The organism is Ancylobacter mangrovi (assembly GCF_024752355.1).
Classification (GTDB): Bacteria; Pseudomonadota; Alphaproteobacteria; order Rhizobiales; family Xanthobacteraceae; genus Ancylobacter; species Ancylobacter mangrovi.
Genome location: NZ_JANTHZ010000004.1, coordinates 146,610 through 161,528 on the forward strand (window position 1 = coordinate 146,610; position 14,919 = coordinate 161,528).

Consider the following 14,919-nt stretch of genomic DNA (forward strand, 5'->3'; position numbering starts at 1 on the left):
TTCATGCTCAGCCCTTTCCGCCGCCGACCGGGCCCTTGTAGAACAGGCCGCGCAGCCCGAGCACGAGGCCGACGAAGCCGAACTGCACCAGCGCCATGATCATCGCGATCGCCGAGGCGTAGGAGTAGTCGTACTGCTCGAACGCCGCCTGCGCCGCCGCGAAGGAGATGACCCGCGTCTCGCCGGCCGGCGCGCCCAGCATCACCGCCGAGGGGAACACCGAGAACGCGTCGACGAAGGCGAGGCAGAAGGTGACGGCGAGCCCGGGCACGATCAGCGGGAAGACGATATGCGCGAAGCGATGCCGCGCCCGCGCGCCCAGCGTCGCCGCCGCCTGCTCCAGCGCCGGGTCGATGCCGGAGATCATCGACAGGGTGAGCAGGAAGGTGAAGGGAAAGCCGGTGATCACCAGCGAGATGAACACGCCCCAGTAATTGTGGACGAGGCGGATCGGCCGGTCGATCAGGCCGAACAGGATCAGCGTGCGGTTCAGCCAGCCCTGCGGGCCGAGATAGTTCAGCAGCCCCTCGGCGACCAGCACCGTGCCGAGCGTGATCGGCAATACCAGGATCGTGGTCAGCAGCCGCTGGCGCGTCATGTGCCGCACCTGCATCGCGATCGGCACCGAGAGCGCGATGTTGAGCACCGTCACCGGCAGGGCGAGGCGCACCGTCAGCCAGATCGTGCCGTACATGTACGGGTCGGAGAAGAAGCGCGTGTAGTTTCCGAGCCACCCGCCCTCCTTCGGCATGAAGGACAGCACCAGCCCGTAGAGAAACGGGTAGACGAACAGCAGCACGATGAAGAGCGCCGCCGGCAGCAGCAGCAGCGTGACGCCGTCGAGGCCGCGGTCGGCGAGGCTCGGCCGCCGACGGGTGGAGGGGGCGGTCGTGGAGGAGGCGGCGGCGTCAGCCATTCGCGCCTCCCCCCTCATAGACGAGCACGCGCTCGGCCGGCGCGCCGAGGCGGACCGCCTCGCCGGGGGCGAGCGGCTGGTCGGCGCGGAAGAACAGCTCCTGCCCGCCCGGCCCGGTCGCCGTGCCGAAATAGGATTCGCCGCGATACTCGATGCCGCTGACCACCGCCTCGATCGGCCCGTCCGGGGCCGGGACGAGGTCGGCCGGCCGGATCGCAACCGTGACGCCGGCCCCCGCCGCCGCGTCGCCGATGTCGACCGGCTGCCCGTGGATCGGGCCGGCGAAGCCGCAATCGACCGCGACCCCCGCCCCCTCGCGTGCCACCAGCCGGCCCGCCAGCGCGTTGCGGAAGCCCATGAACTCGGCGACGTCGGCATGGAGCGGCCGGCGATAGAGCTCCTGCGGCGTGCCGACCTGGCGCACCGCGCCGTCGCGCAGCACCACGATGCGGTCGGCGAGCGAGAGCGCCTCGTCCTGGTCGTGGGTGACGTAGATCGTCGCCGAGCCCAGCAGCCGGTGGATGCGGCGGATCTCCGCCCGCATCTCCAGCCGCAGCTTGGCGTCGAGATTAGAGAGCGGCTCGTCCATCAGCACCAGCGGTGGCTCCACCGCGATGGCGCGGGCGATGGCGACGCGCTGCTGCTGGCCGCCGGAGAGCTGGCCCGGCAGCTTGCCCGCCTGCGAGGCGAGCCGCACCACATCGAGCGCCTCGTCGACCCGCCGCTGCACCTCGGCCCGGGGAACGGCGTGCATCTGCAGGCCGAAGCCGACATTGCGGCGCACGTCCATGTGCGGGAACAGGGCGTAGTTCTGGAACACCATGCCGAAGCCGCGCTCCTCGGGCTTCAGCGTGTCGATGCGCCGGTCGTCGAGCCAGATCGCCCCGCCGCTGAGCGACAGCAGGCCGGCGAGACAGTTGAGCGCCGTCGACTTGCCGCAGCCCGAGGGCCCGAGCAGGGCGATGAACTCGCCGCGCTGCACGGTGAGGCTGATTTCCTTCAGCGCATTGTGGGAGCCGAAGTTCCGGCTCATCCGGTCGAGCCGCAGCTCGCGAAAGCCGGTGGACGCGATCGCCATCGCTTTCAATCCCGTTTCTTGTCGTGGAAAGGCATCGGGCGGCAGCGGACAGGGCGGACGGCGCGACGCCGCCCGCCCGGCCGCAGGCTCACTTCTGCATCTTGGCGGCGCCGATCTCGCGGTCCCACTTGTCGAACATCTCGACCAGCTCCTTCGCGTCGAGCGGCGGCTCGGTCGGGTTGTCGGCGATCAGGCTCGCATATTCGGGACGGCCGTACTTCTCGATCGTCTCCTGGCTCTCCTTCGGTGCCATGTCGAGCGTCACGCCCTTGATGGACGGGCCGGGATACATGTAGCCGTGGTCGAACATGAAGGCCTGCTGCTCGGGCTTGAGCAGGTAGGCCATGAGCTGGAGCACGACCTTCAGCTTCTCCTCCGGCACACCCTTCGGGATCGCCATCAGGTTGGCGTCGCCGACCCAGTGGAAGTTCTTGAAGGCACCGACCTTGTACTCCTCAGGCACGATGCCGAGGTAGCGCGGGTTGATGTCCCAGCCGGTCGTCGTGGCGATGATGTCGCGCGTGCCGTTGGCCAGCTCCTTCATCGAGGCGGTGGTGCCCGAGGTGTAGTACTCGATGCAGCCGTCGAGCTCCTTCAGATAGGCCCAGGTCTTGTCCCAGCCCTTCACCGGGTCCATCGGGTCCTTGTCGCCCAGCAGATAGGGCAGGCCCATCACGAAGGTGCGGCCGGGGCCGGAATTGGCCGGCCGCGCGTACATGAACTTGCCCGGATTGGCCTTGCAGTAGGCCATCAGCTTCTCGGGCGTGTCGGGCACGTCCTTCACCCGGTCCGGGGCGTATTCGAGCAGCGGGCCGGAGGGGTACCAGTCGAGCACGAAGGCCTGGCCGCGCGTCATCTCCTGCATCTGGTAGGCGCCGGGGAGATAGAGCTTCTTCAGGTCCGGGAACATGTCGGCGTATTTCGGCAGGATCTCGAGCCAGAGGCCCTGCTCCATGCCGGCGGCGAGCGCGTCGTTGCCGGTGAGCACGAAGTCGATGTCGACCCGGCCCGCATCCTGCTGCGCCTTCAGCTTGCCGGCGAGCTCGGGCGCGGTCGCCTGGGTGAACACGAACTTCGACACCAGGTCGGGATGCTCGGCCTGGAACTTCTCCAGCGCCGGCTGGCTGATCTGCAGATCGCCGGCGACGTCGATGACGTTGATGACGACCGGCTCGGCCATGGCGCCGATGGTTGTCGAGACGAGCAGGGCACTTGCGGCAAACAGGCTGGATTTCCAGCGCTCATAGGACATTCGTTCTCTCCACTCTGGTTAGCAGTCAAGGGACCGACACCGGCTGGTGCAGATCAGGCGTCCGCTGCGGTCGGCTTCTTGGCGAGCCTGCTCGCGGCGGCACGGTCGAGGAAAAGGTGGCAGGCTGCGTGCTGCTGGAGGATCGAGGCCGGCCACATATTGGTGACGGGCCCTTCCAGCACGTGCTGGACGGCCTCGGCCTTGCGCTCGTCCGGCACGGTGAGGATGACGGCGCGGCTCGACAGGATGCGCTGCACCGTCATAGAGATCGCCTCGGTCGGCACGTCGTCGAAGGTCGGGAACCAGCCCTCGCCGAACTGCTGGCGCCGGCAGCGCTCGTCGAGCTCGACCACCTTGTAGGCGACCGTGCTCTCGAAATCGGCCGGCGGGTCGTTGAAGGCGAGGTGCCCGTTCTCGCCGATGCCGGCGAAGGTCACGTCGATCGGGTGCCGGTCGATCAGCGCGTTGATGCGGGCGAGCTCGGCGGCGAGGCCGGGCGCGTCGCCCTCGACGAAATGGAACGCGCCGAGCGCGGGCAGCCGGCCGGTGAAGCGCTCCTTCAGGTAGCGCCGGAAGCTTGCCGGATGCGTGTCCGGCATGCCGATATATTCGTCGAGATGGAAGGCGGTGACGCGCGACCAGTCGATCGCCTCGGCCGCCACCAGTGCCTCCAGCATCTCGAACTGGCTCGCCCCGGTCGCGATGACGATATTGGCGCTGCCGCGCGCGGCGATCGTCTGGCGGATGGCCTCGGCGCCCAGCGCCGCGGCGGCGCTGCCGCTTTCCTGCTTGGTCTCGAAGTAGCGAACGTCGATCATATGCTCTTCCTGCTGGACGAAGGCCCGGCCGCCTGCGGCTCCGGTTTGGGCCGCCGGGGACGGCGGCGGGACGTGGTGGGGGAGGACGGATCGCGATCCGCCGGCGCGCCGGCGTTCGGCACGCCTCCTTGCGGCGCGGGACCCGTGGTGCCGCGCACGATCAGCTCGCCGACGATCACCGGCGTGTCGACCGGCGCCGCCGGCTCCGACAGCCCGTTGAGCAGCAGGTCGACCGCCTTGGCGCCGGCGAGGCCGCAATAGGCGTTGACCGTGGTCAGCGGCGGATAGGTGGTGGTGGCGATGATGTCGTCGCAGCCGATGACGCTGAAATCGTGCGGCACCGAGAGCCCGCGGTCGGCGAGGCCGGCCATGATGCCCTGCGCCACCACGTCGTCGACGGCGAGCGCGGCGGTGGCGCCGGTGTTCAGAAGCTGGTCGACGCAGGCCCGGCCCGCCTCGTGGCTCGGCCGCGCGGCGTCGATCTGCGCCACCTTGAGGCCGAGCGCCGCCCCGGTCTCGCACACCGCCCGCGCGCGCTGCTGGCTCGACCAGGAGGAGCGCGGCGCGCCGACATAGGCGATGACGCGGTGGCCGAAGCCGGCGAGCAGCTTCACCGCGTCGGCGAAGCCGCTGGCGGTGTCGACCAGCACCCGCTCGATGCCTTCGAGCTCGCGGTTGATGACCACCAGCGGCCGGCGGCCGGCGTGGCGGCGGATGCGCTCCTCGTCGAGGCGGGGCGAAGCGAGCACGAAGCCGTCCACCTGCACCGCGAGCTTGTCGAGCAGCAGGTCCTCGAGGCTGGCGGTCTCGTCCGAATCGCCGAGGAAGGTGGCGTAGCCGCGCTTGTAGGCCTGCGCCTGCGCGCCGCGCATCAGCGCCGAGAAGAACGGGTTGGCGACGTCCGGCAGGATCAGCGCGATGTTGTGGGTGCGCCCGGTGGAGAGCGCCCGCGCCACCTGGTTGGGCACGTAGCCGAGGCGCTTGGCCGTGCTCAGCACCTTCTCCACCGTCGCCGGCGCCAGCAGTTCCGGCTGCGAGAAGGCCCGCGACACCGTCGCCTGCGACACCCCGGCCTCGCGGGCGACGAGGCGGATGGTGGGCGCGGAGGTGTGCGGCGGCTTGACCACGGCTCATCCCTAATGAAAGCGGTTACATAAGAGAATGAAACCGCTTTCATTGCCTGTCAACAGCCATAATGAGCGTTGCGCGCGGAAAGCCGTGAAGGCCGCGAGACGACGTTTCCGCGCCGCCCGATACCGTCTTCCGCTAGAGCGGCTGCGGTCGGCCTTCGAGGCTTTCACAGTCGGTCGGCGCCCGCGCGCCGGACAGCCGCCCGGCCAGCCAGCGCGTCGCCGCCTCGACGCTCGAGGCCTCCGCGCCGCCATGCGAGGCGAAGGGGATCGGGTCGTAGTCGAGCGCCACGCCGTCGCGGCACAGCCGGTGGGCGAAGTCGCGCGTGGTCGAGGGCGAAACGAGCGCGTCGCCGCCGCCCTGGGCGAGGAACACCGGCGTGCCGGATTGGGCGGGCACTGAGTTCCGCGCGATCACCCGCGCCCAGTCGGGGCGATTCTCGGCCTGGCGGCGCAGGAACCCGTCCCGTCCGTAGGCGAAGGTCGCGAGCCCCAGCCCGAGCCGTTCCGGCAGGTCGAGGCTGCACAGCGTGGCGAGATGCTCCAGCGCCGGCAGCGCCTGCGGGCGCACCACCTGGCCGATCGGCAGGTCATAGGCATGGCTCCACGACCAGGCGGCGTAGGAGGCGACCACCTCGCCCGCCGGCGAACCGATGTCGTGCGCGAGCAGACGGCGCAGCTCGGTCGGTGCCGAGACCGCCGCCGCTCCCTCGAAACGCAGTTCCGGGGCGTAGCTTCGTGCCAGTGCCCGGGTGAACAGCGCCGCCTGCCCGCCTTCCGAAAAGCCCCAGCTCGCGAACCGCCGGCCGGCGTCGAGACCCGGCAGCGCCCGCGCCGCGCGCACGGCGTCGATCATGGCATGGGCCTCGCTCGGCCCGACCAGATAGGGATGCACCTTGCCGGCGCCGAGCCCCTGATAGTCGGTGGCGACCACGATGTCGCCATCGGCGAGCAGCGTGCCAAGGCCGCCTATGCTGCTGAAATCATGCCCCGGAAAACGCGAGGGCGCACAGCCCGGGGCGATACCGCTGGTGCCGTGGCCCCAGGTGACCACCGGCCGGCGGAATTTCGCCGCCGGCGGCGCCGCGACCACGCCGGAGACGGCGATCGGGCGCCCGTCGACGTCGCGCGAGCGGTAGAGGATGCGGTAGGCGACCGCCGCGCCCGCCGGCGGTGTCAGCGGCTCGGCCCGGATCAGCGTGCCGGCCCGGCCGGCGATCAGCGCCGCGGGCACCTGGTAGAAATTCGTCGTCGTATCGGCGCGCACGGCACCCGGATAAAGGCCGAGCAGGCCGATCCCCAGACGGAACGCCGACCGGCGCATCGCGCGCACAAAGCTCATCACGCCAAGCATGGGACGATCCTCCGCCTTGGCCCCCGCCGCGCGGGAGCCGGGCCGCCCGAGCGGCGGCGGAGTTACTTAAGGGGAGGAGGCACCCCGGCTCTTTCGAAACCGCGCCGGAACTGTCCGATCTGCCCTTTGGGAAGACGGGGGAAGCGGCACGGAAGGCCGGAACGTCGCGCGAGCCATGCGGCAGGCGCGCAAGAAAACAGCCCCGCGGCCGGCTTCATGCCGGCGCGAGGCTGTCCTTCATGCGGTGCGCTGCGGCGGCGCCGATCAGGCGACGTCGGGCAGACGGTCAAGATATTTGTCGAGCGTGATCGGGTAGTCGCGCACGCGCACGCCGGTGGCGTTGTAGAGCGCGTTCGCCACCGCCGCGCCGACCCCGCATATGCCGAGCTCGCCCACCCCCTTCGCCTTCATCGGCGAGGAGATCGGGTCGGTCTCGTCGAGGAAGATGACCTCCTGGTGCGGGATGTCCGCATGCACGGGCACCTCGTAGCCGGCGAGGTCGTGATTGACGAAGAAGCCGCGCCGCGTGTCGACGGCGAGTTCCTCCATCAGCGCGGCGCCGGCGCCCATGGTCATGGCGCCGATCACCTGGCTGCGGGCGGACTTCGGGTTGATGATGCGTCCGGCCGCGCACACCGCCAGCATGCGCCGGATCCGCGCCTCGCCGGTGGCGACGTCCACCGCCGCCTCGACGAAATGAGCGCCAAAGGTCGACTGCTGGTAGGTCTTGTCGAGGTCGCCATACTCGATCGCGTCCTCGGCGACGATCTCGCCCTCGCCCGCCGCCTCGCCGATCGGCACCGAGCGGTTGCCCACCCGCACCTGTCCGCCGGCGAACTCGGCCTCCTCCGAATTGAAGCCGAGGCGGCGCGCCACCTCCTCGCGCAGCTTCGCGCAGGCGGCGAACACGCCGGAGGTCGCGTTGTTGGCGCCGAACTGACCGCCCGAGCCGGCGGAGACCGGATAGTCGGAATCGCCCAGATGCACCGCGATCTTCTCGATCGGCAGCCCCGTCATCTCCGCCGCGGTCTGGGCGATGATGGTGTAGCTGCCGGTGCCGATGTCGGTCATGTCGGTTTCCACCGTCAGGCTTCCGTCGCCGGCCAGCCGCACCCGCGCGCCGGACTTCATGAGCAGGTTGTTGCGGAACGCCGCCGCCATGCCCATGCCGACCAGCCAGTTCCCCTCGCGCACCCGCGCCGGGCGCGGATCGCGCCGGCTCCAGCCGAAGCGCTCCGCGCCGAGCCGCAGGCACTCCACGAAGGGCCGGGACGAGAACGGGCGCTGGGGATGCTCTGGATCGACCTGGGTGTCGTTGCGGACACGGAACTCGACCGGGTCCATACCGAGCTTCTCGGCCATCTCGTCCATGGCGATCTCGAGCGCCATCAGGCCCGGCGCCTCGCCGGGGGCGCGCATGGCGTTGCCCTCGGGCAGGTTGAGCACGGCGAGCCGCATCGCCGTCATCCGGTTCGCCCCGGCATAGAGCAGGCGCGTCTGGCCCACCGCCGTCTCCGGCCCGCCGCCCGGCAGGTCGCCGGACCAGCTCTCATGGCCGATGGCGGTGATGGTGCCGTCGCGCTCGGCGCCGATGCGGATGCGCTGGATGGTGGCGGGCCGGTGGGTGGTGTTGTTGGGAATCAGCGGGCGCTGCAGCGCCACCTTCACCGGCCGGCCGGCGGCCTTCGCGCCCAGCGCCGCGAGCAGCACGTCGGCGCGCAGGAACAGCTTGCCGCCGAAGCCGCCGCCGATATAGGGCGAGACCACGCGCACCTTCGACCGGTCGATGCCGAGCGTCGCGGCGAGGTCGCCTGTGGCCCAGGCGATCATCTGGTTGGAGGTCCACACCGTCAGCGCGTCCCCCTCCCAGGCCGCGAGCGTGGCATGCGGCTCCATCATCGCATGCGAATGGTCCGGCGTCGTGTAGGTCTCGTCCAGCGTCACCGGCGCTTCGGTGAAGGCGCTCGCGAAGGAGCCGACGCTGGTGTCGGGCGGGCCGGAGATGGCGGTCTCCTCCGGCGGCGAGGCGGATCCGCGTGCCGCGCGCAGGTCGAACACGCCGGGCTCGGCCTTGTAGTCGACCTTCACCAGCGTGCTGGCGCTGCGGGCCTGCTCGAAGCTTTCCGCGACCACGAGGGCGATGGCCTGGTGATAGTGCTCGACCTCGGGTCCGCCGAGCAGGCGGGCGGTGTTGAAGTTGCCCTTGCCGAGCTTGCCAGCATTGTCCGCCGTCACCACGGCGATGACGCCGGGTGCGCGCTCGGCGGCGGAGGTGTCGAGCCGGGCGATGCGGCCCTTGGCGATCGCCGCGCCGAGCACGTAGCCATAGGCCGGCTCGGCGACCACGTCGTGGCGCTCATAGGCGTAGGGCGCGGTGCCGGTGGTCTTGAGCGGGCCGTCGATGCGGTCGTGCGGATGGCCGACGACCTTGAGGTGATCGATCGGGTTGGTAGTGGCGGGAGTATCGAACTTCATGGTTCACCCCCTCGCCTGCTTGAGGATCGACCCGAGCGTTCGCTCCACCAGCGTGACCTTGAACGCGTTGTCGCGCGTGGGCCGGGCATTGGCGAGCAGGCGCTCGGTGGTCGGGCGCGCGCCGCGCGGCAGCTCGATCTCGGCTTCCTCCACCCGCCAGGGCTTGTGCGCGACGCCCCCCAGCGCAACCCGCCCGCTGCCGTCCTCCTGCACGATCGCCCCGACCGAGACCAGCGCGAAGGCGTAGGACGCGCGGTCGCGCACCTTGCGGTAGACATGCCGCCCGCCGACCGGCTTCGGCAGGATCACGGCGGTGATCAATTCGCCCGGCTCCAGCACGGTCTCGACATGGGGCGTGTCGCCGGGCAGGCGGTGGAACTCGGCGATGGGGATGCGCCGGCCGCTGCCGTCGGCATGGATGGTCTCGACCTCGGCGTCGAGCGCGCGCAGGGCGACCGCCATGTCGCTGGGATGGGTGGCGATGCAGGCGTCGCTGGCGCCGATCACCGCGAGCTGGCGGGTGAAGCCCTCGATGGCCGAGCAGCCGCTGCCGGGGCTGCGTTTGTTGCACGCCTGGTTGGTGTCGTAGAAATAGGGGCAGCGCGTGCGCTGGAGCAGATTGCCCGCCGTCGTCGCCTTGTTGCGGAGCTGCCCGGAGGCACCCGCCAGCAGCGCCCGCGACAGCAGCGCATAGTCGCGCCGGACGCGCGCGTCGGACGCGAGCTCGGTGTTGCTGACCAGCGCGCCGATGCGCAGCCCGCCCTCCTGCGTCGGCTCGATCGTGTCGAGCGCCAGCCCGTTGACGTCGATGAGGTGGGTCGGGGTCTCGATCTGCAGCTTCATCAGGTCGAGCAGGTTGGTGCCGCCGGCGATGAACTTGGCGCCGGGCGTGGCGGCCGCGGCGGCCGCCGCCTGCGCCGGGGACGCGGCGCGTTCAAAGGTGAAGGGTGTCATGCTGGGCTCCCGGCAACCTCGGTGATGGCGGCGACGATGTTCGAATAGGCGCCGCAGCGGCAGATGTTCCCGCTCATGCGCTCGCGCAGCTCGTCCTCCGAGAGCGGGGGCGCCGAGACGAGGTCCTGCGTGACGTGGCTCGGTATGCCGGCCTTGATCTCCTCGAGGACCGCCACCGCCGAGCAGATCTGGCCCGGCGTGCAGTAGCCGCACTGGTAGCCGTCATGCTTCACGAAGGCGGCCTGCATCTCGTGCATGTGCCCGGGCGTGCCGAGCCCCTCGATGGTGGTGACCTCGGCGCCCTCGTGCATCACCGCGAGGGTGAGGCACGAATTGATCCGCACGCCGTCGACGATCACCGTGCAGGCGCCGCACTGGCCGTGGTCGCAGCCCTTCTTGGTGCCGGTCAGGCTGAGATGCTCGCGCAGCGCATCGAGCAGGGTGGTGCGGGTGTCGACCTCGAGGTCGCGCGTCGTGCCGTTGACGGTGAGGTGCACCGGCATGCGCACCGGCCCGGGCGTGGGTGCGGATGAAGGCTCATTGCGCGCCTCGCTGGCGGGCGCCGCACCGGGGCTGGCGGGGGCGGCGTTGGCGGGCGAGCCCGCGCTGCTGCCCGCCAGGGTCGCGGCGCCGGCGGCGAGAAGATCCCGCCGCGAAAGATCATGATGGGATTGCCCCTGCATGGTTCCGATCCAATCGATGTGCAGCCGGCTGGCATGTGGAGAGGAGCTCGCGCGGAGGCGATCGCCGTCCGTCGGAACGAGCATGTCAGAGGCGCAATGTTTGTTCGGGCGATGCGTTCCCCTCTTCGCCGGCCGGCCCGCATCACGAATCGCGTGAACGGGTCCGGCGGGCGGGAGCGGGAAAGGGCGGCCTCTCCCACCGGCCATGTGACCGGCAGGGACGGGTGAGAGGCGGCGCGAGGCGGGCGCTCAGGCTTCCGCGCGGCGGGCCTGTGAGCGGAACACCAGCCGGTTGCAGATGATGATCGCCAGCAGCGAGCCGACCCCGACCAGGGTGAAGATCGCGTTCACCGACGGGGTGAAGCCGAAGCGCATCTGGTTCCACACCCACACCGGCAGGGTGGGCGCGGTGCCGCTGAGGAACAGCGTCACCATCACCTCGTCGGCCGAGAGCGTGAACCCCAGCAGCGCGCCGCCGATCACCGCACCGCGGATCGAGGGGAACAGCACATGGACGAAGCTCTGCCAGTGATTGGCGCCCGAATCCATCGAGGCCTCCAGCAGCGCCGCGTCCAGCCGGCGCAGCCGGGCGAGGATGATCATCAGGATCACCGGCATGACGAAGCTCGACTGGCCGATCACGATCCGCGCGACGCCCGAGGGTATCTGCACGAGCTGCGTCGCCAGCACCATCACGATGCCGAGCACCACGCCGGGGATCGCCACGGGGATCGCCAGCGCGAACTCGAAGAAGCGCGCCTGCTTCACCCGCCCGTAATGGATCGCGAAGGCGAAGCCGATCGCCGCCACGGTCGAGACCAGCACCACGAGGAAGCCGACGATCAGGCTGCGCTGCACCGCGTCCAGCATCGCGGCGTTCTCGCCCAGCTCGCGATACCATTGCAGCGTCATCCCCTGCAGCGGGAAGGCCTGCACCTTGGACTCGTTGAACGACATCAGCACCATGATGGCGAGCGGCGCGTAGAGGAACAGGTAGGGGATGGCGAAGGCGATGTTGGCGAGCATGCGCAGCAGCCGGCCGCCCTGCGTCTGCGGACCGGACGAGGCCGGCTGCGCGCCCTCGTCGCCCGTCAGCACGCCCTTGCTCTGGCCGAACCACATCACCAGGGCCAGCACCACGCCGACGCTCACCAGCAGGCAGACGGCGATGGCCGAGCCGTAGGGCCAGTTGTTGGCGATGCCGAACTGCGAGGCGATCACCATGCCGATCATGGTGCCGTCGATGCCGCCGACCATGGAGGGGGTGATGTAATCGCCAACTGTCATCAGGAAGGCGAGCGAGAAGCCGATGGCGACGCTCGGCCGCGACAGCGGCCAGATCACATGGCGGAAGGTCCGCCAGCCGGAGGCGCCGCTGTCCTGCGAGGCCTCGACCAGCGAATGCGGGATCTTCTCCAGCGCGGTGAAGATGGAGATGAAGGCGTAGGGGATCGAGATGTAGGTATAGGTGAGCAGCACCGAGAAGCCGGTATAGAGGAAGGCCTCGCTCGGTTCGGCCAGTATGCCGGTGGTGACGAGGAAGGTGTTCAGGATCCCGCTCTGGCCGAGGATCATCCGCCAGGCGAACACCCGCATCAGCAGGCTGATCCAGAGCGGGATGATGACCAGCAGCACCAGGATCGACCTGTTCCCGCGCACCACCCGGGCGGCGTAATAGGCCATCGGATAGGCGATCAGGCAGCCGAGCAGTGCCGCGCCGAAGCTGGTGCCGAGCGTCTTCAGCAGCAGGTACTGGAAGCTGTGCGAATCCCACAGCCGCGCATAGCTGGCGACGGTCGGCTCGAACACGATGCGCCCGCTGCGGGTCCGCAGGAAGCTCGCCCCCACCAGCAGGAGGTTCGGCACCAGCACCAGCGCGACGAACCAGGCATAGACCGGCCAGCCCATCATGCTGAATCGGCTCGGCCGGAAGGCGCGGGCGGGGCTCATCGTCATGTCGGAGGCGATGTCAGCCATGGAATACCGTCGCGTTGTTGGCATCGAACAGCACGCGCACCTGCTTGCCAGGCGTGAAGCGCTCCTCGCTGGCGGCGGGGACGGCGGCGATGATATTCAGCCCGCCGCAGCGCACATTGACCTCGAGCGCATTGCCGAGGAACAGCACGTCCTTCACCGTCCCGTCGATGCTGCACGCCCCGTCCGCCGGCCTGTCGGGCGCGTCGAGGCGCACGCATTCGAAGCGGATCGCCATCCGCGCCGGCCCGGTGCGCGGCGCGGCGATGCCCGACAGCGGCTTGCCCTCGAGCAGCGCGGTGATGGCGCCGTTGCGGTCGACGCACTCGATCGGCAGCAGGTTGGAGCGGCCGACGAACTGGGCGACGAACTCCGAGGAGGGATCGAAGTAGATCTCGCGCGGCGTGCCGAGCTGGGAGATGCGCCCCTCGCTCATCACCGCCACCCGGTCGGACATCGACAGCGCCTCGCCCTGGTCGTGGGTCACGTAGATGAAGGCGATGTCGAGGTCCTTCTGCAGCGAGACCAGCATGTGCTGCATCTGCTGGCGCAGGCGCAGGTCGAGCGCGCCCAGCGGCTCGTCGAGCAGCAGGATGCGCGGGCGGCAGACGATGGCGCGGGCGAGCGCCACGCGCTGGCGCTGGCCGCCCGAGAGCTGGTGCGGCAGGCGCTGCGCGAAGTCCCCCATGCTGACCAGTTCCAGGCACTCGCGCGCCTTGGCCAGCCGCTCGCTTTTGCGCGCGCCCGCCATGCGCAGCGGGTAGGCGACGTTCTCCAGCACGCTCATGTGCGGGAACAGCGCGTAGCTCTGGAAAACCGTGCGCACGTCGCGGCGGAAGGGAGGCACATCGGTGATGTCCTCGCCATCCATGATGATGCGCCCGACGTCCGGACGCTCGAAGCCCGCGATCATGCGCAGCAGCGTGGTCTTGCCCGAGCCGCTCGGGCCGAGGATCGAAAAGAACTCCCCCGGTTCGACCGAGAAGGAGATCCGGTCGAGTGCCGGCCGGGTCGCGCCCTCGAAGGTCTTGTCGACCCCCGCGACGGCGAGGATCGTCCGCGAAGCCTTTTCCATCCCTGTGCTCCGATGCTCGTCTGAGGATGGCACGCTCGTCAGAGCGTGCCGGCCTTGAAGTCGTTCCACATCTGCAGGCGGCGGTCGAAATCTTCCGGCTTCTGCAGGATGACGAGCTTCTCCCAGAAGTCGCCGGCCTGGGAGTCGGGGATGTTGGTGCGCTTGAGGGTCTTCTCGCTCACCCCGCCTTCCTTGGCCTCGGCAAGGTCGAGCACGCCGTTATTGGTCGAGGCTTCGATGAAGCGGGACTGCCATTTGACCGACAGGTTGTCGTTGATGAACTTGTAGACGATGTCGCGGTCGCCCTTCTTGGAGACGCCGGTGCAGTCGATCCAGGTCGGGGTGCCTTCCTTGGGCAGCGAGTAGTCGAAGTTCTTGCCCTTGTCCTGCAGCGAGGTCACCACGGCGATGTTCTGGCAGTAGCCGATCACGGCGTCGCCGGCGGCGTAGATGTTCACCGCGTCGTCGAAGCCGCGGGCGATGGTGCGCACCTGCTTGCGCAGCGCGCGCAGCGCGTCGGCACACTTGTCGAACTCGGCGTCGGTCAGGTTGAACGGGTCCTTGGCGCCGATGTAGAGCGCGATCATGGGGAACACGATCGTGCAGTCGTCGAACACGTTCACCTTGCCTTCGTACTTCTCGTCCCACAGCACCGCCCAGGTGTCGGGAGACTTGGTGACGTCGGCATCGAACATCAGCGGCTGGGTTCCCCAGTTGTAGGGAATGCCGACGATCGAGCCGTCCACGGTGGTGAACTTCTTCCAGTCGAGCTTGGAGGTGATGTTGGAGGTGTTCGGCACCTTCGACGTGTCGAGGGTGGTGATGAGGCCGGCCTCGTGGAAGCGCGGCAGCGAGCCGGTCTCGATATACATCACGTCCGGCTGGATCGCCCCGGAGAAGGGCTGGGAGAACAGCTCGTCGACCGAGCCGATCACCACCGGCTTCACCTCGACGCCGTTGGCCTCGCTCCATTCCTGGCACCAGGCCGGGTCGTGATAGGTCTCCCAGGTCAGGAGCACGATCGGCTCTTGCGCGTAGGCCCGGCGCAGCACGCCCGGCGCTGCCAGCGTCGCGGCCGCAAGTCCCATGCCTTTCATGACGCTGCGCCGCGACGGCGCTCGATCATTCTTTCGGAAGGTCATTTTTATTCCCTCTGTTCGGGGCCCTGGCGGCCGGTTTCGGGTTCGGCAACAAACGTGCCACCCGGGGG

General features: G+C 69.5%; 12 protein-coding genes. All 12 read right to left on the reverse strand.

Annotated elements, in window-relative coordinates; all coding sequences use genetic code 11:
- Positions 1 to 7: 7 nt before the first annotated feature.
- Positions 8 to 916 carry an ABC transporter permease gene (locus tag NVS89_RS11420; RefSeq protein ID WP_258732874.1) on the reverse strand — a complete coding sequence of 303 codons (909 nt, stop codon included), beginning with the start codon at positions 914 to 916 and terminating at the stop codon, positions 8 to 10.
- On the reverse strand, positions 909 to 1,994 hold the full coding sequence (locus tag NVS89_RS11425; RefSeq protein WP_258732875.1) for an ABC transporter ATP-binding protein: 1,086 nt from the start codon (positions 1,992 to 1,994) through the stop codon (positions 909 to 911). The genes NVS89_RS11420 and NVS89_RS11425 overlap by 8 nt, the downstream gene beginning before the upstream one ends.
- Positions 1,995 to 2,082: 88 nt before the next feature.
- On the reverse strand, positions 2,083 to 3,246 hold the full coding sequence (locus NVS89_RS11430; protein ID WP_258732876.1) for an extracellular solute-binding protein: 1,164 nt from the start codon (positions 3,244 to 3,246) through the stop codon (positions 2,083 to 2,085).
- Positions 3,247 to 3,299: 53 nt separating this feature from the next.
- The gene (locus NVS89_RS11435) at positions 3,300 to 4,064 is read right to left on the reverse strand and encodes a glucosamine-6-phosphate deaminase (protein WP_258732877.1); all 765 of its coding nucleotides are present in this window, start codon (positions 4,062 to 4,064) and stop codon (positions 3,300 to 3,302) included.
- Positions 4,061 to 5,191, reverse strand: coding sequence for a LacI family DNA-binding transcriptional regulator (locus tag NVS89_RS11440; RefSeq protein WP_258732878.1), 1,131 nt, complete (start codon positions 5,189 to 5,191; stop codon positions 4,061 to 4,063). Before NVS89_RS11440 ends, NVS89_RS11435 begins: the two co-directional genes overlap by 4 nt.
- Positions 5,192 to 5,330: 139 nt before the next feature.
- Positions 5,331 to 6,548: a lipase family protein gene (locus tag NVS89_RS11445; protein ID WP_258732879.1), complete on the reverse strand. Its 1,218-nt coding sequence runs from the start codon at positions 6,546 to 6,548 to the stop codon at positions 5,331 to 5,333.
- 264 nt (positions 6,549 to 6,812) lie between these two features.
- Entirely contained in the window at positions 6,813 to 9,023 is a 2,211-nt protein-coding gene (gene paoC / locus NVS89_RS11450) for an aldehyde oxidoreductase molybdenum-binding subunit PaoC (RefSeq protein ID WP_258732880.1), read from the reverse strand.
- Between the two features lie 3 nt (positions 9,024 to 9,026).
- The gene (locus NVS89_RS11455) at positions 9,027 to 9,977 is read right to left on the reverse strand and encodes an FAD binding domain-containing protein (protein ID WP_258732881.1); all 951 of its coding nucleotides are present in this window, start codon (positions 9,975 to 9,977) and stop codon (positions 9,027 to 9,029) included.
- Positions 9,974 to 10,660 carry an aldehyde dehydrogenase iron-sulfur subunit PaoA gene (gene paoA / locus NVS89_RS11460; RefSeq protein WP_258732882.1) on the reverse strand — a complete coding sequence of 229 codons (687 nt, stop codon included), beginning with the start codon at positions 10,658 to 10,660 and terminating at the stop codon, positions 9,974 to 9,976. The genes NVS89_RS11455 and paoA overlap by 4 nt, the downstream gene beginning before the upstream one ends.
- Before the next feature lie 249 nt (positions 10,661 to 10,909).
- On the reverse strand, positions 10,910 to 12,637 hold the full coding sequence (locus NVS89_RS11465) for an ABC transporter permease subunit (protein ID WP_258732883.1): 1,728 nt from the start codon (positions 12,635 to 12,637) through the stop codon (positions 10,910 to 10,912).
- Positions 12,630 to 13,709, reverse strand: coding sequence for an ABC transporter ATP-binding protein (locus tag NVS89_RS11470; RefSeq protein WP_258732884.1), 1,080 nt, complete (start codon positions 13,707 to 13,709; stop codon positions 12,630 to 12,632). The genes NVS89_RS11465 and NVS89_RS11470 overlap by 8 nt, the downstream gene beginning before the upstream one ends.
- A 38-nt stretch (positions 13,710 to 13,747) precedes the next feature.
- The gene (locus NVS89_RS11475) at positions 13,748 to 14,851 is read right to left on the reverse strand and encodes an ABC transporter substrate-binding protein (protein WP_258732885.1); all 1,104 of its coding nucleotides are present in this window, start codon (positions 14,849 to 14,851) and stop codon (positions 13,748 to 13,750) included.
- Between the last annotated feature and the right edge of the window lie 68 nt (positions 14,852 to 14,919).